The 18,756-nt window shown below is 31.2% G+C and carries 16 protein-coding genes and 3 tRNA genes; 15 read left to right on the top strand and 4 right to left on the bottom strand.

Going from position 1 to position 18,756, the window contains the following annotated elements:
- The first annotated feature begins 59 nt into the window (after positions 1 to 59).
- The 10 genes from BTO06_RS18475 (at position 60) to BTO06_RS09730 (ending at position 12,497) form a co-directional block, all read left to right on the top strand.
- On the top strand, positions 60 to 503 hold the full coding sequence (locus BTO06_RS18475; protein ID WP_157811797.1) for a hypothetical protein: 444 nt from the start codon (positions 60 to 62) through the stop codon (positions 501 to 503).
- Positions 500 to 1,081, top strand: a complete 582-nt coding sequence (locus tag BTO06_RS09775; RefSeq protein ID WP_100925125.1) for a hypothetical protein — start codon at positions 500 to 502, stop codon at positions 1,079 to 1,081. The genes BTO06_RS18475 and BTO06_RS09775 overlap by 4 nt, the downstream gene beginning before the upstream one ends.
- A complete protein-coding gene (locus tag BTO06_RS09770; RefSeq protein WP_100925124.1) occupies positions 1,068 to 4,988 on the top strand; it encodes a phage tail tape measure protein in 3,921 nt (1,306 codons plus the stop codon). Before BTO06_RS09775 ends, BTO06_RS09770 begins: the two co-directional genes overlap by 14 nt.
- Entirely contained in the window at positions 4,988 to 7,192 is a 2,205-nt protein-coding gene (locus tag BTO06_RS09765; RefSeq protein WP_100925123.1) for a hypothetical protein, read from the top strand. Before BTO06_RS09770 ends, BTO06_RS09765 begins: the two co-directional genes overlap by 1 nt.
- Before the next feature lie 3 nt (positions 7,193 to 7,195).
- Complete coding sequence (locus tag BTO06_RS09760; protein ID WP_100925122.1) at positions 7,196 to 9,211, top strand: hypothetical protein; 2,016 nt, start codon at positions 7,196 to 7,198, stop codon at positions 9,209 to 9,211.
- A gap of 291 nt (positions 9,212 to 9,502) precedes the next feature.
- Positions 9,503 to 10,924 (top strand): hypothetical protein, encoded by a 1,422-nt coding sequence (locus BTO06_RS09750; protein WP_100925120.1) that lies wholly within the window; start codon positions 9,503 to 9,505, stop codon positions 10,922 to 10,924.
- 12 nt (positions 10,925 to 10,936) lie between these two features.
- On the top strand, positions 10,937 to 11,152 hold the full coding sequence (locus BTO06_RS09745) for a hypothetical protein (RefSeq protein ID WP_100925119.1): 216 nt from the start codon (positions 10,937 to 10,939) through the stop codon (positions 11,150 to 11,152).
- A gap of 1 nt (position 11,153) precedes the next feature.
- On the top strand, positions 11,154 to 11,645 hold the full coding sequence (locus BTO06_RS09740) for a phage holin family protein (RefSeq protein WP_100925118.1): 492 nt from the start codon (positions 11,154 to 11,156) through the stop codon (positions 11,643 to 11,645).
- Positions 11,626 to 12,057, top strand: coding sequence for a DUF5675 family protein (locus BTO06_RS09735; protein WP_100925117.1), 432 nt, complete (start codon positions 11,626 to 11,628; stop codon positions 12,055 to 12,057). The genes BTO06_RS09740 and BTO06_RS09735 overlap by 20 nt, the downstream gene beginning before the upstream one ends.
- A 107-nt stretch (positions 12,058 to 12,164) precedes the next feature.
- Positions 12,165 to 12,497, top strand: coding sequence for a hypothetical protein (locus tag BTO06_RS09730; RefSeq protein WP_157811796.1), 333 nt, complete (start codon positions 12,165 to 12,167; stop codon positions 12,495 to 12,497).
- A 697-nt stretch (positions 12,498 to 13,194) separates the two neighbouring features.
- Here BTO06_RS09730 and BTO06_RS09725 read toward each other — a convergent pair.
- Positions 13,195 to 14,100 carry a lysophospholipid acyltransferase family protein gene (locus tag BTO06_RS09725; RefSeq protein ID WP_100925115.1) on the bottom strand — a complete coding sequence of 302 codons (906 nt, stop codon included), beginning with the start codon at positions 14,098 to 14,100 and terminating at the stop codon, positions 13,195 to 13,197.
- A gap of 89 nt (positions 14,101 to 14,189) precedes the next feature.
- Here BTO06_RS09725 and BTO06_RS09720 point away from each other — a divergent pair, with 89 nt between their 5' ends.
- Both BTO06_RS09720 and BTO06_RS09715 read left to right on the top strand, forming a co-directional pair.
- Complete coding sequence (locus BTO06_RS09720; RefSeq protein ID WP_198517068.1) at positions 14,190 to 14,837, top strand: rhomboid family intramembrane serine protease; 648 nt, start codon at positions 14,190 to 14,192, stop codon at positions 14,835 to 14,837.
- 75 nt (positions 14,838 to 14,912) lie between these two features.
- Complete coding sequence (locus tag BTO06_RS09715) at positions 14,913 to 15,743, top strand: caspase family protein (protein ID WP_100925114.1); 831 nt, start codon at positions 14,913 to 14,915, stop codon at positions 15,741 to 15,743.
- Positions 15,744 to 15,779: 36 nt separating this feature from the next.
- Here the strand turns inward: BTO06_RS09715 and BTO06_RS09710 are convergent.
- Together BTO06_RS09710 and BTO06_RS09705 are read right to left on the bottom strand one after the other, a co-directional pair.
- Positions 15,780 to 15,852 (bottom strand) — tRNA-Gly (locus tag BTO06_RS09710).
- Between the two features lie 150 nt (positions 15,853 to 16,002).
- A tRNA-Gly gene (locus BTO06_RS09705) sits at positions 16,003 to 16,075 on the bottom strand.
- Between the two features lie 534 nt (positions 16,076 to 16,609).
- On the opposite strand from BTO06_RS09705, the gene BTO06_RS09700 reads away from it, so the two are divergent.
- On the top strand, positions 16,610 to 17,047 hold the full coding sequence (locus BTO06_RS09700) for a GNAT family N-acetyltransferase (RefSeq protein ID WP_100925113.1): 438 nt from the start codon (positions 16,610 to 16,612) through the stop codon (positions 17,045 to 17,047).
- Positions 17,040 to 17,771 (top strand): MBL fold metallo-hydrolase, encoded by a 732-nt coding sequence (locus tag BTO06_RS09695; RefSeq protein ID WP_232731441.1) that lies wholly within the window; start codon positions 17,040 to 17,042, stop codon positions 17,769 to 17,771. Before BTO06_RS09700 ends, BTO06_RS09695 begins: the two co-directional genes overlap by 8 nt.
- A gap of 409 nt (positions 17,772 to 18,180) precedes the next feature.
- Here the strand turns inward: BTO06_RS09695 and BTO06_RS09690 are convergent.
- Positions 18,181 to 18,254: transfer RNA gene (locus BTO06_RS09690), tRNA-Met, on the bottom strand.
- A 105-nt stretch (positions 18,255 to 18,359) separates the two neighbouring features.
- Here BTO06_RS09690 and BTO06_RS09685 point away from each other — a divergent pair.
- Positions 18,360 to 18,743 (top strand): START-like domain-containing protein, encoded by a 384-nt coding sequence (locus BTO06_RS09685; RefSeq protein WP_100925112.1) that lies wholly within the window; start codon positions 18,360 to 18,362, stop codon positions 18,741 to 18,743.
- Positions 18,744 to 18,756: the final 13 nt, after the last annotated feature.

The following is an 18,756-nucleotide window of genomic DNA, read 5'->3' as shown; positions in this document are numbered from 1 at the left end:
AAGAATCCACCCAAACAAGAGAGAAGAAGAGCTGAAGAAAGCATATAAGGTAGCCACTCATGGGAACAATTCACGATCTTCAAGAAAGGGCAAAAAAGCTACGTCCACGGAAGATAAAGAATGATTTATATTCTTTCATTAGGACTCTTGAAGAAGAACTTGCAGCATATAATAGGGCTACAATAAATCAGGAAAGTGAAGATATTTTCGGGAAACCGTTGGGGTTTTATTCAAAAGCAACAGAATTAATCACAAACGGAAGAAAGAAAGCAGGTGATCCCTTTGATTTATTAGAAAGTGGAGACTTTTTAGATGGTTTATATGCTAAAGTTGATAGGGATAATGTCTTTTTTGACTCAAGAGATTCTAAGAGAAAAGAGGTTTTAAAACACCTGTTATCAAACAATGTTTTTGGATTACAAGATGCAGATAAGAATAAGGTAGTAGACACTAGGTTACTACCTTATTTTCAAAACTATTTTAGACGAGAGTTTTTATTATGATTTACGATTCTATTGATGTCATACCGGCTAAACTTTTTTTTAGAATTCTTGAAACTGGTGAAACTAGGTTATTGGGAAATGGAGAGAATTTAGAAGAAGTTAAACTCTCGGAAGCATGGGGAAAGATATTACATGAATACGAATTAGTAGATACTGACCAGAATAGTAAAAAAATACTTGAATTATCAACCCAGATAGAATCTATTAGGTCTAAAAGAATGTCAATTAAGTATGCTGTTTTGGCTTTGAAATACAGCAAGGATCAAGAATTAATTGAGCTTTTAAAGTCTTACAGATATAAACAATCAAATGAAGATTTTACAGCATTTCTCAATCGAGTGGAACGAGAAAATTCAAATGAATTAGTAAAGATTTCAAAGTATGAATCTCAACTAGATAAATTAAAGGGAGATGACCTACAAGAGCAAACCTCGTTTGATGAAGTTGTTATTAGTTACTCAGTTATAGCAGGTACAGGATTTATTGACACTAATAAAATCACACTTTCCCAATATTTAGCATTAATAAAAGTAGGAACTCAAAAAATACAAGCTTTAGAAGAAGATGTCGAAAGGTAAAATTAGTTTTAGTGATTCAATTGACGAAAAGATTTTCCAAATAGGAAATGATTTAGCAAAGAGTTTACAACCTGGTATTGATAAGGTCGAACAATTAAAAGGAGTTTTTGATGCTTTAAAATCATCAGCTCTTGCTCAATCTGAGATAGAGAAACAATTCAAGATTTCTAAAACTAGAAAGGATTTTCTGGAAATAAAAAAGAAGGAAGCTCAGGTTAGTCAGATTTCTCTTAAGGCTAAAATGCAAGAGGAGAAATTGAGGCAAACTATAATTAATACGGAAAAGAAAGAAATTGAATTAGCGAATAAAAAAGAAGCAGTTCAAAGAAGAAACAACAAATTAACCTTAGAAGAAAAAGTTCAAAATCAAGCTCTAAATCGAATTAAACGACTTCAAATTCGTGAACAATTGGGTCTTGTTGATGCTTATGAGAAACTTAACAGAAAAAGAACAGAAGCCCAAAGGAAGCTCAAAAATTTACTCAGTTCAGAGAAACTCAATGAACGACAAATTCGAAGAGCGAGAGCAGAATATGAAAAGTTAAATAATAGAATTTCTAAGGTTGACAATGCAACTGATGAGTTTAGTAAGAATATAGGTAACTATTCTTCTTCATTAAATTCTTTAAAAGGACTGTTGGCGAGTATCGCAACAAACTTTGGATTGATTGGAGGTTCATTTGCCTTTATTCAAGTTATGCGAAATGGATTAAAGATTATTCGTGATTTTGAAAAACAAAACGCAACACTTGCAGGAGTATTGCAGGTTGAAAAAGAAGAATTGAATGATCTGAGAGATAGTGCAAGAGAATTAGGAGAAACCACAGTTAAAACCGCAGGAGAGGTAACTACTTTACAAATTGCCTACGCTCGATTAGGTTTTAGTCAGAAGGAAATTTTAGATTTAACAGAATCTACAATTCAAGGTTCTATTGCGTTAAATTCCAATCTTGAAAGTACCGCAAAATTAACAGGAGCAGTTGTCAATACTTTTGATGACTTATCTACAACCGATGCGCCAAAAATTTTGGATGTTCTATCCTTGGCTACAGCAAAAAGTGCGTTGGACTTTGAAAAACTTGAAACAGGAATTCCAATTGTTGCGGGTGCTGCTAATTCTGCGGGAATACCTTTCACGAAATTAGTTGCTTTAATGGGTAAGCTCTCGGATGCAGGTATTGATGTATCTACTAGTTCAACTGCATTAAGGAATATATTCATAGAAAGTGCTGCGCAAGGTTTAAACTATGAGCAAATCTTAGAGAAGATTAAAGGAAGTCAAGATAAGTTAACAGCTTCTAATGATGAATATGGTAAAAGAGCTGCTGTATCTGCTTCTATTTTGGCAAACAATATAGATCAAACTAAAGAACTTGATTTAGCTCTTCAAAATGCTGGAGGAACTGCTGAAGGAATGGCGAATAAGGAACTTGATACTCTTGATGGAGCTTTACAATTATTGAAGTCGGCTTGGCAAGGAATAATTCTAGAGAATGATAAGGCAACAGGAACTTCTAATGTACTTAAAGAAGCTATTCAGTTTCTTGCAAATAATCTAAAGTTAATTGTTAAAGTAATTACAACTGCAACTGGTCTTTGGTTAGCTTACAAAGGAGCAATTGTAGCTGTTACTATTGCAAAGAGATTAGCAACATCTTTTACTGTAGCATATAGAATAGCAATAGTAGCACTAAATAGAGGTTTGATTCCTACTATTAAGAACCTGAAGTTGTTTAGAGTTGCGTTATCAAATCCAGTAATTGCAGCAGCAGTTGTAACTATTAGTGCTATTGTTATAGCGTTTAGAAAAATGAGTTCTGAAATGACTATTGCAGAGCGAAAAACTAAATTATTGAACAATGCGAGAAAAGAAGCTAAGAAGGCTATTTCTAATGAAAAGGCAAGTATTGATACTTTAATTAATACTGCTAAAAACGAAAATTTATCAAAGGAGCAAAGACTTAAGGCAATTCTAGATCTAAACAGTATTAGTCCAGAATATCTGGGGAATATTACTTTAGAAAATATCAATACAGAGAATACCACTAAAGCTATAAAATCTTATATCAAAGAATTAGATAAAAAAGCTCTTGCTCAAGCTTTAGCTGAGAAAAAACAGGAATTATATCAAAAGTTAATCGATGCGGAAAGTAAATCTATAGAGGACAATGTCAAATGGTATGAAAATGTTACAAATTTAGTTTTATCTCTTGGTGATGCACGTAAGGCAGCAGGTAAAAGTGTGAAAGATGGAATTCAGAACCGAAATAATGAAATTTCAGGAATTAAGGAAGAAATCAAAGCTATTGATAGCCTTATAAAAAAGAAAACGGAATCGGGCGAAATTTCTATAGGAGGAAGAAAAACTAAAGATCAAAAATCTAATAAAGTTACCAATCCAGATGACAATAAAAGAAGGTTGGAAAGAGAAGCGTATGAATTGGCTAAGTTTAGAATTGAAAAAGAAATAGAGTTACAACAAGAAATTGTAAAGAATGAAGAAAAGACATCTTTAGAGAGATTTGATTCCATAAAAACTAGGGTTGAAGCGGAGAAGAAGTTAGCAGAGTTAAAAAAGGAGTATTTATTATCTAATGAAAAACTTACGGCTAATGGGAAGCTTCTAATAGAGGAACAGTACCAAAATGATTTAGATAGTATTCGAAATCGTGAAGATGAAAGTTTAGTAGATCTTGAAGTCGAGAAAGAAAAAAGAAAGGCTGAGAGATTAAAAGATGAGCAAGAAAAAGCCTTAAATGATAAGCTTAAGTCAGAACATGAAGCATTTTCTAAAAGACAAGGTGTATATGAGAATGAAGAGAACCTTGTTGAGTTAAGGGAAAAGAGAATTGCTGAGATTAAGAAAGACTATGCTAAAAAGGCATTAGATTTTCAAATTCAAGCAATTGAAACTCTTTTAAATAATGAGCAGTTATCTGCCGAAAAAAGAGCAAAGTACGAGAGAAAATTATCTAAAATTAAGCTTGAAGTTGCTAAGATTTCATACGAAGATTTTATTGAAAAAAGTGATGGTGAAGTAAAGAAGACTGCGGATAAAGTAGATAAAATACTCAATATTTCCAGTCAATTAAACTCTGGTATTTCAGAATTATCAAATTCATTGTTTGGTACGACTATATCAAATATTGATGCTGAGATAGAAAAGAATGACGAAAAGTTTAGTAAGCAACTAGAAAATGAATCGTTATCTGAACAAAACAAAAAATTAATAGAGGATAAAAGAGAAAAAGAGAAGCAAAAGTTAGAGAAGAAAAGGAGAGCTGAAGAAAGAAAGCAAGCCGTTTTTAACAAGTTATCTGCTGCTGCACAAGCTGGAATCAATATCGGTCTGGGAATTACAAAGGCTCTTGCACAAGGAGGTTTTATACTCGGTATTCCTCAAGCTGCAATAGTTGCAAGTCTTGGAGCAATTCAATTAGCTTCCATATTATCTCAACCTATTCCGAAATATAAGCATGGTAGAAAAGGAGGACCTGCCGAGTTTGCTGAAGTTGGTGATGGTTATGTACATGAAGTTGTTGAGAAAAAAAACGGTGAGTTCTACATTACCCCAAATACTCCAACATTAACTTATTTAGAAGAAGATGACAAGGTTCATAGTAACATGGATGATTTTATTAAATCCAGAACACCAAAACAGTACGAAGAACTTTTTCGTAAAGGAAAATTGAGGTCAATAGACCAGAATGGAAAAAGAGCTATGGATCATAATCGTTTGGTAGTAGTTAAGAATGATTTGAATGAAAGATTGTTAACTAAGGTTATTAAGGATGCATCCAAAAGTACAGAGCAAAGTGTTTTAAGAGCTATAAATAAAAGTCTTCTTGGAACGAAAATTCATGGAGTTGTAAATATAGAATCGAATGATCTTTATAATAAATTCTAATGACGCTGATTACATTAAATACAAATATTGAAAGACATTATCTCCAACATGAGGATGATGTTCAACCTGTCTTAGTTGAAGAACCAATTGGATGGAAAGACAATTCAAATCAAGGCTTAAGTAGAAGTAAAGATTCTGATGAGTTTATTTCAAAGTCAGCCAAGCAAATTAAATTCATCGGTAAAGGGAGAGACTACATAAAAACCATCGAAAGTATTTATGGAACTAGAGCTAAAATTAGATACATTATTGTTAAGGAAAACCCAGAGGATTCATATGATTTTTATAAGGATATTTACTTCTTAGATCTTAAGACTTTTAAGGATAAATCTGGTCAAATCGAAGTAAAAGCTAATGAAGGAGGAATGGCTTCTGTGATTAAAAACAGGAAAGGGCACAAAGTTGAATTTGATAGAGAAACTACTATTGACGGTAAAGAAATTCAAAAAATTCCCACTCGTAAATTATTGTTATCTGGTAGAAGGATTTTTCTAAGATCTATTTTAAAAGAAGAAGGCGTAAGTTTTCAAATGAGAAATGGATCAAAACAAGATTCTAGGGTATTTCTTCAAACAGCAATTCCATTGAAAGTACTAAGTAGATCACATGAAGAAATTAAAGATGTTTATGCCGATGAATTCAGTCAGCAAAAAACTAAGAATCCAAATTTTGGAAGTATTGGTCTTGTTTTTTTTCTAAGTGCGGAGAGAGATAAAAATATTGACTTAGAATATAATATTGATTTACTACTCAAACGGACATCGTACCGAGGTAAAGAACGAGATGGAAACGTTACTATAAACCTTGTTGTTTATCAAAACAGTGCAGATTTAAACCTAAAAGAAAGAATTGAGATTTATAATTTACAGAATCCACACTCTGTAACTTCAAAAAGAATTCAAATACAGGGTAATAAGTATTTAGAGCTGAAAAAAGGAGATTCGTTAAGTATCGAAATTCTATCACATGCGAGATTGGGAACAGGTTTACCTTATTATAGTTGGGGAAGGTTTGATTGGGATGTAGAAAATTCGAATTGTACAATAAACCTATCCGAGGATAGCGAAGTTAAACCTAGTTATACAGATGTGGTTCAAATTCATGAATTACTGGAAAAGGAAGTTGAAATAATATCCGGTAAGGAAAAATCTTTCTATTCAGAGTTGTTTGGGCGTAAAGAATTAGGTTATGAGAATGATGGAGAGTTTAGTGGTATCACAGTTTCCAATGGACTTTGGATTAGAGGATTTGATTCTAAGGAAGATAAGAAACCTTCAATTTCATTTAAGGAAATATTTGATTCATTAAACGCATGCTGTGGAGTAGGAATGATGATTGAGAAGATCGGTTTTAATGAACGCTTAAGAATTGAGAACCTTGACTTTTTTTACATGCCTTATGTAACGATGGAGTTGCCCTTTGTTGTTAGTGAAGTCGATATTTCGCCTGCTATTGATTTTATGTATAGTAGTTATGAATTTGGTTATAAAAAAGGAGGTGATGGTTATGAAGAAGCCACAGGAATTGGTGAGTATAATGGAAAAGCATCATATAGTAATATCCTTGATCATATAGACCGAAATTTATCGGTTTTATCTGATATAAGAGCAGATTCTTCAATGCCAGAATTTGCAAGAAGAAAGCATAAATCTACACATCCATTGGATGATACTAGATATGACATGGATAATGTTTTTATAGATGCCTTAGAGTCAGAAACAGATATTCTAATTGAACGGAAATGGCAGCATGATTTTGATAAACAGCCAGAGGGAATTTATGATCCAGATAGTGCCACTAATTTGAGATTTACCCCAAGTAAAATGAGAGATCGTAGAAAATTGTTTTTGGCTTCTAGTTTATATCATCATCAAGATTCGGACATTCGATTTATCAGTTCTAATTGTAACTCAAATTTAAAAACGGAGTCAAGCGGTGCTATTAGCAAAGAAAATGGAGAAAAGAAGGTTAGCGAGTATGGTCGCCCAAGATTCAAGCCTTATTGGGTGAAGTTTACTCATCCTGTTAGTTATTCGATGTCAAAGAGATTAAGAAGTAAGGTTATTATTGAAGGTAAGGAACGTTATGTCTTTTATGGAATTCTAAAGTATAGAGTATCTGAAAATGTTTTTAAATATGGTTATTTATTCGAAGTAAAAGAAAAAGGTAAAGGTGAGTGGAAAGTTTTAATGGCAAATAGATAAGTTATGATTAAAAGTAAAATTACAATTGAAATCCCTGAAATGAGTATTGGTGATTATATCATCTTTGAAACTAATATCAATAATACTATTAAAACCTTTCGTGTAGATTGGGTTGCACAAGACTTAGGAAATACTATAATATCATTTTATAATATACTGCATGAGTCATTTCAAATATTTCCAATTCCATTTTATAATCCTATTGAGTATAGTAATAGACTTTCCTTAATTGACAATTTGAGTACTCTTGAAATAACAAGAGTTGGAAATATTATTAATATCCAATCAAATGTTGAGGGATTGAATTTTCAAAATGAGAATTCGAATAATTTAAACGTTGTTTTTTTGGTTGATAATCAAATAGAAGTAAGTGATCCTTTAACAATTGATAGTTATTCTTTTACTCAAGACAATAATAATCCTTGTAGTAATATCAATATTAGCATTAGTACTTCTAAAATTGCTGACGAAATTTTAAGTCCTTATGTAGAGGCTAATAACACGAATAACCCTATTAATTTTAGTTATCTAAGAGGGCAGATTTTAACTTTTACTGTTAAGGATTCTCAAACAGGAGTTCTTACAACTAAAAATATTCGTACCCCACAAATGCTCCTGGAGAATGATATTATAATAGAACAGATTAGTAATAACTTAGGAAACTCAATAAATGTTATTTATTCAAACTCTTCAAATATTAACCTCGATCTTGGGTTACAATATTCAATTGATGGTATAAGCTTTAGTTCGAGTAATGTTTTTAATGTTAGTGAAGGTCCAATAACAGTTTATGTTAAGGATTCCTATGGATGTCAGGTTACCAAGTCAATTAACTTTGTTGATACAACCACCAAGATTCCCTATATCTATATTCCAAAAACAAATTCAATAAGATTTGCAGAAAAGGTGCAATGGGATAATTTGATGACTTTTAAGAATGATGATAATACTTTATCCTATGAAAGTTTGAATGATCTTTCGTTGTCAGTATCTCAGCTTTTTCAAGTTAATGATAGCCCAATAACACAATTGAGAACTAATTATGATAATGTTGATGTTGAGATAATTTCAGAAACTAATTCCGTTATAAATGTTTCGAAAGTGAGAGAGTATCTCAATTTAAAGGATTCTAGAGATTGTATTATCTATGATAGAGGTTACGGAGAAGCAGGAATATATTTTTCTAGTGGATCTATCTATGATTATGATAGCGAAAACAAAATAGGAGACTTTACTCTTAATGGAAGCTTACCAACTTGGTATAAAGTAGGAACATCTATTTTTATTGAAGGAATTGGAGCTGTTGAGATTAAGGCTATAGTTTTTAATGAAGCCTTAAATGCTGAAGTAGCTGTGGTTGATTATAATTATAATCAAAGTCAAACCTTTACTAAAGTAAAATCGATATATGATTTAAGAGCTTTTAATTTATTTGAATTTACTTCTAATTTTTCTCAACATAACAATAAGTGCGTTCAGGTGGTAATTACATTTTCAGATCCTAAATTACCAACCAAGATTTATCATTCGGAATTTTTGCAGATTAAAGAGGTCCATCCTGAGTGTTTACAAATTGAGTATTACAATGAGTATAATGGAGACATTTATTATGAGACTGGAATTAAAAATTTGATTAGAGTTCCAGTAAATGATATTGTTGATTCACCAACAACCGAAGCTGAGATTCATACAGGTGATACAAATATAAGCCTTATTGAAAGTGAATATTATGAAGGTGATGAGTTTACTTTTTTACCTCTGTCTAAAGAACTTTCCAAGAAGTTAGAATTAGCATTATCTCATAAGTTTGTCATTATTAATGGAATTGGATATAAGCGAGCTGAAAATCCAGAAAAAGAAAAGCAAGGAAGAAGTAATTTATATGTTGTAAAAGCTAAAATGATAAAGTCAGGAAGTGCTTTTATAAATAATAGCGGAATAATTCTACAAGAGGAAAATACATCGATTACGATTCCATCAATTATAAATATTGGTAATGGGCAATATGTGGTTATTTAGTCTTTGGACTTTAACTTCTCTAATTGAGACTCAGTAATGTGAAGATGTTGCTCGGTAGTATATTGATTTATCACAATTTTAGTAGGTTTTTCACGGTCATATTTATCAATATTTTTATTGACATCTTTCACGAAAGCCTTCGTAATTCTTGTGGTAATCAGGTAAATAATAAATCCTATTGAAATATAAAATAGCATACTCAAATATAACCAAAACCATAGAGTTTAAATAGCAAAAATATTATTTAGAATGATTCTAAATAAATTGTATATTTGTGTAAAACAGTAATTTATGTCGAGCGTTGAAGCTTTATCTCAAAAGGTTCAAAACCTTACTAATTTGTTTCAAAAATTCATTGATAACTCTAAGAGCTATGCTCAATTAGAAGAAGCTAATGAAGTTGAAGATGGAATGCTGATTGCTGTTTATTCCCCAAATAAGACAAAGCTACTTAAGTACCCTTTTTCTAGTCCAAATTTGACAAGTTATCAAAGTATAAGTCAAAAAGATGAGCCAGAAGGTTATGTTGGATTAGATGAGAACTCACTCATATCGGACGGTTTTATTCCTCAGTTGGAAATTTCGAAGATTGACCTCTTAAAAGATGTTTTTAAGGTGGAAGGGATTATTGATGATGGATTTAGAACTTCCATTTTTGGACCAACCAACGGAACTGAATTAAAGGTTGATGACGATCAAGAGGATATTACTTTAAAAGCTGCTAATAGTATTAATCTCGAAGGAAATACTAATTTATTTGGGAACTTTGAAACCGAAAACAATCTACTTGTGAATACAACTGGAAGTCCTGTTTCGAATTCCTTAGGAACTAAAATATTCCTAAAAGACAATTCTACTTCAACAGGAACTTCAATACCGTTTTGGGTTGATTCAGTTAGACATAACGCTAATAGTACTGATGCTTTTTTTGGTGGTATGTTAAGAGCAGACTATAAAGGAGCTGATTATATTAAAGAGGTGTTTTCCTCTTATCATATAGGTCGTTCATCAGGAACAGGGTTTGTAAACAATCTAGGAGGTGCAATCATTCTAGGGAGTTATAGATCATCAGGAGGATGTGAGACCTTATTTGGTGTTGAAGCCATTGCAAATGTTGATGATTATAATGGTTCTTCTGAAATAACCACAGTTCTAAACAGGTTAACCGCAAAAATCAATGATGCTACGATGGAAATCGAAGATGTTTTCGCAGCTTCAGTAACATTAGATCTTAAGAAAGGTGAGATTGCGAATAGAGCCTATGTACTTGAACTTGACTGTAAACAACCTTCAGTAGCAGATGATCCATTATTAAATGTAGATGGAGACTTTGCTTACATTGGTTGTGACGATATATCATTAAATTTTTCTGCCGGAGGTGGTGCTTATTTTATAAAGTCTGAAGTGCAACTTCCGTCTAAATTAAGTGGTCCATTGATACTTGATGTACCATTATCTGAAATAGTAAACGGAAATAGTAAAAGAGCGATCAATAAAGAGTATTTAGAAAGCTTAGGGCTTCAAACCAATCAAGATGCAAGGATAGAAGTGTATGATAATTTTAATAACGTTACTAGTACTGTTTTAAATCTACATCGTCCAGCAGATCCTATTGGAACTTTTCTCGTAAATAAAAATAATGCACGTAAAGGAGAAGTCTATTACCGACACTCGCAAACAGAATGGATAAAACTAACAGGAGTAGTAATTTAATTTTAAAATATAATGGCAGTTAGAGAAAAGACACAAAAGACTGAAAAATCGGGTATAACTGATGAACAAAAGAAAGAACCATCAGGTTTAACGAACGAACAAAAGAAAGCAATTCAAGTTCTGTTTAATGTTGCTGATTTGGCAGTAAGAAAGGGAGTTTTTAATAATACTGATGATGTTGCCTTAGTTCATTCTGGAAAGTCTATTTTAAATGAACTAATCAAATAAGATGCTTTACCCCGAATCATTAAACCAAATAAAAGAAAGTTTTGAATGGGTTAAGTACCTGTTTTATGCTTTGTTCACCTTTTTAGGTATCAAATCTGATGTAGTAAAAATCTTATTCTGGTTAATGCTTATAGATACATGTTTTGGAATTATTAAAACGTTGTCTTTAGGACTGAAATTCAAGATTAAGAAATTGGCGTTAGGATTTATTTCTAAATTGAGTATTCTTCTAATTCCTATGACTATTGCTCTAATCGGGAAAGGTTTAAGTTTCGATTTTAAATGGTTTGTTACTGCGGTCATGAACATTCTAATTGTTAGTGAAGGAATCTCCATTTTTAGTAATTGGCTTTCCATAAGACAGAAAAAAGAAGTTAAGAATGATGATTTAATAACTAAACTGTTAAACGCTATCAGAAACTATCTATTAAAATTGTTTAATACTATCATTCAAACTGCTACAGATAAAACAAATGAAACTAGCCAAAATTGAAATAGTTAGAAAATGGCAAGATAATTTTCAATCTTCTGGAACTTGTACTATTTATGATGCTGACGGATTTCCTCTTTTTTCAGCTTTATCACTAGAGAGAGGCTGGAGAGATAATAAAAAAAATATTTCTTGTATTCCCGAAGGAATATATCCTGTAGTATTAGAACACTCTACTAGATTTAAGAAAAAACTATGGGAGATTAAAGATGTACCAAATAGATCAGAGTGTAAGTTTCACTCAGCCAATTATTGGCATCAGTTAAATGGATGCATAGCACTTGGCTTTAAATATCAGATGATCGATACTGATAATTACCAAGATGTTTCCGATAGTAAAATGATTATGGATGTATTTCATATTACCCTTGGAAAATTTGATGAAGTTGAACTTCACATAATAAACGATTTTTAAATCTAAGGTTTTCTCTACAATTTATATCCTAGAGCATATTTAAGTTTGTAAAATAATTAAAATCTCAGGGTTTCGTGTACAAATCAATTCGAGTAACATCCTTAGATTTGAAAAAAAATATAGATATGTTTGGTTTTAAGAGAAATAAGAAAAAGAAAATTCAATTAGCAGAAGCATTATCATACAATGTTTTAAGTTACAATTACTCTTCATTAATGAGACTTCAACCTGTACTTAATAGAACTGATGATGAAAACCTAATAGAAGATATTAATGCTGTAATCGATCAAATTCAACATGTAAATAAATTTATAAGAGAAACTTTTAAAGAAGAATTAGATTTGAAAAGAGGAAAAGGAAAAAAAGAATACTTTTCTACAGAAGAAAGAATTAAGTTATTAGAATTTATTTATGAAAATAAAGAATTGAAAGAAAGGTAATGATATTTTGCCGTGTCAATTGCCGTGTCAATTTAAATTTAAAGTACTATTTTAGTGTGATTTTAAAATATTAACACACTGATAAACTGATAGTTAACAATATTGAAAAGAGAGTCTTTGGATTGTGGTTCCGGAGGTCGCCGGTTCGAACCCGGTCTTTCACCCAGTAAAAAAGCTTCTCAACTAGAGGAGCTTTTTTGTTTTCAGTAAACTTTATTTAGAGGAACGGTCTTAGTTGTGTTTAATTGATTAAGAGGTTAAAAAAACTAAAACATCCAGTTAATCAATTAGAATTGAGCAATTAAAACTAATGCAAATAAACAATTTTGGAGGATTCATGCTTATTAGTATTTTTCTTCTTTTTCGATAGTAGTCATTTAAATTATATGAATTTATACTCATCAGGACTATTAGACATTTTAGTGTAATAATATCTATTCACAGTAATAATAAGTTTTGGAAATTTAATAACGTATTTATTTCCATATGATTTAATAAGTCGTACTAATATAGGTTTAGCTTTCATAATTCTTAATTTTATAGAAAAAAAGTAATTGATAAAATCTAATTATTAAAAAAAATCAGACAAAACTATAGGTAAGTTCAGGTAAAAAACAAAAAACGAATGATTAATTAAGCAGAAGAGTGATGAATATAGAAATAAAAAAAAGTGAACTTCGGTTCACTTTTTAAGAATTTATTTTTTCTTATATTTTTCTAACCATTCTTGATATCTATGTTTGTGTTTAAACCTTTTGTGTGTCCAAAGATAGTTTTCAGGTTGCTCTTTAATATTGCGTTCTGTTATTTCAAGGTACTTATCTGTAATTTGGTAATTGTCTAAATCACGTGGATTTTCAGTGATAACTTCAAACGTCGTTTCGTAATAACCTCTTTTTATTTTTTTTGTAGTGTAATTAATTATAGACATATCAAATTTCTTCGCCAATAATTCAGCTCCTGTATGAACGGGAACTTTTACTCCGAAGAATTCCTGCCAGTAATAAGTTTTTTGAATTACTGGAGATTGATCACTCAACAGAATATAGGCTCCTTGTTTACCTTCTTTTATGTTTTTCATCATTTTCGGAATCATTTCTCTGGTTTTATATGCAGTCAAATTAAACTTTGTCCTAGAGTTTTTCATGAAGTTGTTGAAGTATGTATTCTTAATAGGAGTGTAGGCTCCGTAAATATGAATTTTAGAAATTAAAGGCATAGAAACAGACCATTCCCAATTATTTAAATGCGCACCAGTAAGAATGATGTTTTTACCATTTTTAGCGGTGTTATTTAAAACTTCAGGATTCACGAACTTATATCTCTTAGAAACTTCTTTTTCAGAAATAGAAAAACTTTTGATGCTCTCAACTATGAAATCACAAAAGTGGTGTAACGCTTGTTTCGTGAGTTTTTTTAATTCTTCTTCTGATTTGTCAGGAAAAGCTAGTTTTAAGTTGCTAAAAACAACCTTTTTTCGATAACCAACAACATGATATACTAACAAGAATAAAAAGTCGGAAAATGCATATAATAGACGCATGGGAAGTCTGGAAATTATCCAGATAATAGGAAACACTAAAATGTAAATAAATAAATTCATTAAAAAATGATTTTTGCAAATATCGTATTTAAATATAAAATAGAACTACCTGAAACTTTTCATTAATTTTGTCCATTATATTAAGAGTTATGAATAAAATAGTTTTAGGATTGATTGTGGCTAATTTGTTAGCCTCGGTGAAAGGATTTCAAGATCAATATTTCTTTGATAAGTACAAGTTTCAAGTGGGAAAAATATTAAATGGAGAGAAGGTGAGAATGGTTACTTCTGGTTTTTTACATGCCGATTGGGTTCATTTTGGTTTTAATATGTATGCCTTGTATTTATTTGGTAGAATTGTAGGTTATAATTTTTCGGATGTAAATTTCTTGCTAATCTATTTCGGAAGTCTTCTAACGGGAAGTATGTACTCTTTATATCAAAATAAAAATGATTATTATTATTCTGCTATAGGTGCGTCAGGAGCTGTTTCTGGTGTAGTCTTTTCAGCTATAATGTTGTATCCGCAGGAGACATATTCCTTTATGTTTTTTCCATTTATTGAATTTCCAGGTTATGTGTTGGGGGTTGGTTACTTGTTGTATTCCATTTACGGAATGAAAGCTAAATTGGGAAACATAGGACATTCTGCGCATCTAGGAGGTGCTATTGGTGGTTTCGCAATAACTTTATTGTTAATGCCTAGCGTTTTTTATAATGATCCTACTGTTATTACCATAATGGGAGCTATAATTGTTGGTTTGCTTGTTTTTGGTGATAAATTAGATAATTTATAAAGTTACCTATTTATAGGGATTTGTGTCTTTGTTGTCTTGATTAGTTTTACGATAGAACTAATTAAATTTTTTAAAATGGCAAGAGGTATATCTTTACATATCGGTCTAAATTATGTAGATCCAAATCATTATAGTGGTTGGGATGGAAAATTAAATGCTTGTGAATTTGATGCAAGTGACATGGAATTAATTGCAAATTCTTGTGGTTTCAATTCAACTAAATTACTTAGGGAACAAGCGACACGTGAGAAAGTGTTTTCTTTTATAGAAAATGTTTCCTCAGAGTTGAAATCTGGTGATATTTTTTTGGTCACCTACTCAGGGCATGGAGGTCAGGTTCCAGATTATAATAGTGACGAAAAAGAAGATGGCCTCGACGAAACTTGGTGTTTATACGATGGTGAATTTATTGACGATGAATTAAGATATTTATGGACTTTATTTGAAGAAGGAGTAAGGGTTCTAGTTTTCTCAGATAGTTGTCATAGCGGAACCGTAATAAAAGAAATTGGAGATGAGAATCAGATTTTAAGAAGGAGTGATGAATTTTCACAATGGTCAATAAAGTCCATCCCAGATGAAGTTTCAAGTAGAAATTTCTTTAGGAATATAGATTTTTATGAAGGTATTTCTTCTAAAATGGCTAAATTCAAAGGAAAAGAAATCAAGGCTTCAGTTAAATTAATTTCTGGTTGTCAAGACAATCAATATTCCTATGATGGTCGTTTTAATGGTCAATTTACGGGCAGATTAAAAACAGTTTGGAATAGAGGGGCCTTTAATGGTAGTTATAAAAAATTTCATAAAGAAATAGCAGGAAGATTACCAGAGTATCAATCACCAAATTATTTGAATATTGGAAAGCTTGATTTAGAATTTAATAAACAAAAACCATTTCAGATATAAAATAAAAAAACCGAAACAAATGTTTCGGTTTTTTTGAGCGGGAGACCGGGTTCGAACCGGCGACATTCAGCTTGGAAGGCTGACGCTCTACCAACTGAGCTACTCCCGCGTTGGTAATGCGGTAGCAAATATAACATCCTTTTTTAATTCTGCAAACTTTTTTATGGAATGAAACTAAAAGTGAATGCTAGATTACTGTTACTGTTGATAATAAATTTGAAATTAAAAAAAAACCGAAACGAATGTTTCGGTTTTTTTGAGCGGGAGACCGGGTTCGAACCGGCGACATTCAGCTTGGAAGGCTGACGCTCTACCAACTGAGCTACTCCCGCGTTGATATTGCGGGTGCAAATATACTATCCTTTTTTTATTGAACAAGGTTTTTGAGTTTTTTTTTATAATAATCTTAATTCTCACATGAAACGTTTAAAAAATGGAACAGGTAAATCGCCTAAAATTTATTGTAGTAAAATTTACATGATTTAGTATTAGTCCCATAGTTGTTCAATTTTATAGATTCATATTCTTTGTATTTAATGGGTTTATTCATTCATAAAAGAAATTGTTTTCCTAATCCTATTTTTTAAATATTTGAGAAATAATTACGTCACCGAATTTAGTACTCTTACCGATATAATTTCATGTAGAGTTCTAAGGTATGTAAAGGCTAGTTATTTTTCCTTCTTGAGATGCTCTAAGACATTTATAATTTTGGTAATTTACCATTTCTAGAACTAGTATTTTTAGAATTTCTAAAGTAGTTTTTGTTTTTCTAATTGATGAAAGAGGAAAAATAGCTTGAGTATTTTCTTTGTCAATTAGTTTAAAAGTAACATGTTTAATAATAAAATTTCAAAGTAATAATAATGGTTTCCGTAAATAAAATTGATGTAAAAGATACTTACGCTTTAAGGTTAGAAGTTTTAAGAAAAAATATTGATTTACCTTATGAGTTTGATGGAGATTTAGATAATGAAACCTTTCATGTAGGAGTGATAGAAAATGGTAATATTGTTTGTATAGGTACATTTATGAAAAACTCTTTAAATGAATTAAATGGAATTCAATATCAGTTAAGAGGAATGGCAAGTTCTTCTGAGGCTAGAGGAAAAGGTTATGGAAAGTTATTATTGAAGTTTGCGACTAACGAATTGTTAAAATTAAAAGTTAAGTTTTTATGGTGTAATGCTCGAGAAGTTGCAGTTAAGTTTTATGAAAAAAATCAATTTGAAATTATTGGGGATCGCTTTGAGAATAAAGCGGGTCCTCACTATAAGATGTTTAAAACTATTAAGTATGAATAAATTCAATAGATATGTAAGTGTTATTTCTTTGTTTGGATTAATTTCGTTAAGTGGTCAAAATAAGGAAGTCATAATAGAGCCGATAAAAGTAAAAGACAATATTTATATGTTAAAAGGACAAGGAGGTAATATTGGACTTTTTATTGGTGAAGACAGTATGTTCATGATTGATGATCAATTTGCAAGGTTAACACCTAAGATTCTTAAAGTAATTAAATCTATTACGGATAAACCTGTTGCTTATTTAATAAATACTCATTGGCATGGGGATCATACTGGCGGAAATGAGAATATGAGCAAAGAAGGCGCCGTAATTATTTCTCACGAAAATGTCAGGAAAAGAATGAGTGTTGAAAGTGTTGTTCGTGGAAAGAAAAAACCTGCATCACCAAAGGAAGCTCTACCGGTTATAACATTTAGTAAAGATATGATGGTACATTTTAACTGCGAAGATGTATTAGTTAGTCATGTACATAATGCACATATTGATGGTGATGCTCATGTGTATTTTACAACAAGTAATGTTCTTCATATGGGAGATACATATTTTCAGGGTAAATTTCCGTATATAGATTTGTCGAGTGGAGGAAGTATCGATGGTTATATTGCTGCGATTGATAAGGCTTTAATAATGACCGACGATAACACAATTATTATTCCAGGACATAGAGGTTTGTCTTGTAGGAAAGAACTTCTTAGTTATAAAGAAATGTTAGAGACTTAAAGAAACAGAGTGCAAGTACAAATAGTAAAAGGAAAAAGTTTAAAAGAGGTCAAAGAAGATAAGTCAATAACGAAAGAATATGCAGAAGAGTATGGATTGGTTTATTTCATCAGAGGGGATTAGGGCTACAATCTATAAAAGTTTAAAAGAGAAATAGAAGAAAGCATTTAAGGCGCTTTTTTGTTTGACTTTATACACAAAAAAAACCCACTCACAGGATATGGAGTGGGAAAATTGCTATGAAAAAGAAAAAGTGTCTAGAACGTCTCCTAGACAATGTAAAAATAATAAAAAAATCATATTAAAAAAATATTTTTTACTTTTTTAATATGATTTTATGTTCTTAAAATACAAAATCCGTAATATCAATAAGTTATGATTTTACGGATTAAGAATTATCTTCACTTAGTAGCGAAGGGGGGACTTGAACCCCCGACCTCAGGGTTATGAATCCTGCGCTCTAACCACCTGAGCTACCTCGCCATTTGCGGGTGCAAATATAATGGAATTTTCATATTTAGCAATAAAAGAAGTTAATTTTTTTTAAAAAGAATAATTATCTATATTGTACAATAAACTTAAATATAAATGAGTAAAGTTAAATTTGAATTAGAGATACCATTACACGCCTCTCCGGCTTTATTATATCAATATTTCGCAACTCCTTCTGGATTGGAAGAATGGTTTGCAGATAAAGTAAACTCAAGAGGTAAAATCATCACTTTTTTTTGGGATGATAGTGAGGAGGAAGCTACTATAGTCACAAAAAAAGCAGACGAAAGAATAAAATTTAAATGGACGGAAAGTGAAGGTGACGAGAGTTATTTTGAATTTCGAGTACAAGTAGATCCTTTAACTAAAGATGTATCTCTAATTGTTACAGATTTTGCAGATGATGATGATGCCGCAGAAGAGGCAAAGATGTTATGGGAAAATCAAATAGACGAGTTAAGACATTTAATAGGTGCCTAAAATATTCAAAAAA

It is taken from the genome of Tenacibaculum sp. SZ-18 (assembly GCF_002813915.1).
In the GTDB taxonomy this organism is placed as follows: domain Bacteria; phylum Bacteroidota; class Bacteroidia; order Flavobacteriales; family Flavobacteriaceae; genus Polaribacter.
The sequence above is the reverse complement of the archived record's forward strand: the minus strand, read 5'-3'. Positions and strand labels throughout refer to the sequence as shown.

Coding starts and splice junctions, on each gene's coding strand:
- BTO06_RS18475 (WP_157811797.1), top strand. CDS start 60: ATGGGAACAATTCACGATCTTCAAGAAAGGGCAAAAAAGCTACGTCCA.
- BTO06_RS09775 (WP_100925125.1), top strand. CDS start 500: ATGATTTACGATTCTATTGATGTCATACCGGCTAAACTTTTTTTTAGA.
- BTO06_RS09770 (WP_100925124.1), top strand. CDS start 1,068: ATGTCGAAAGGTAAAATTAGTTTTAGTGATTCAATTGACGAAAAGATT.
- BTO06_RS09765 (WP_100925123.1), top strand. CDS start 4,988: ATGACGCTGATTACATTAAATACAAATATTGAAAGACATTATCTCCAA.
- BTO06_RS09760 (WP_100925122.1), top strand. CDS start 7,196: ATGATTAAAAGTAAAATTACAATTGAAATCCCTGAAATGAGTATTGGT.
- BTO06_RS09750 (WP_100925120.1), top strand. CDS start 9,503: ATGTCGAGCGTTGAAGCTTTATCTCAAAAGGTTCAAAACCTTACTAAT.
- BTO06_RS09745 (WP_100925119.1), top strand. CDS start 10,937: ATGGCAGTTAGAGAAAAGACACAAAAGACTGAAAAATCGGGTATAACT.
- BTO06_RS09740 (WP_100925118.1), top strand. CDS start 11,154: ATGCTTTACCCCGAATCATTAAACCAAATAAAAGAAAGTTTTGAATGG.
- BTO06_RS09735 (WP_100925117.1), top strand. CDS start 11,626: ATGAAACTAGCCAAAATTGAAATAGTTAGAAAATGGCAAGATAATTTT.
- BTO06_RS09725 (WP_100925115.1), bottom strand. CDS start 14,100: ATGAATTTATTTATTTACATTTTAGTGTTTCCTATTATCTGGATAATT.
- BTO06_RS09720 (WP_198517068.1), top strand. CDS start 14,190: ATGAATAAAATAGTTTTAGGATTGATTGTGGCTAATTTGTTAGCCTCG.
- BTO06_RS09715 (WP_100925114.1), top strand. CDS start 14,913: ATGGCAAGAGGTATATCTTTACATATCGGTCTAAATTATGTAGATCCA.
- BTO06_RS09700 (WP_100925113.1), top strand. CDS start 16,610: ATGGTTTCCGTAAATAAAATTGATGTAAAAGATACTTACGCTTTAAGG.
- BTO06_RS09695 (WP_232731441.1), top strand. CDS start 17,040: ATGAATAAATTCAATAGATATGTAAGTGTTATTTCTTTGTTTGGATTA.
- BTO06_RS09685 (WP_100925112.1), top strand. CDS start 18,360: ATGAGTAAAGTTAAATTTGAATTAGAGATACCATTACACGCCTCTCCG.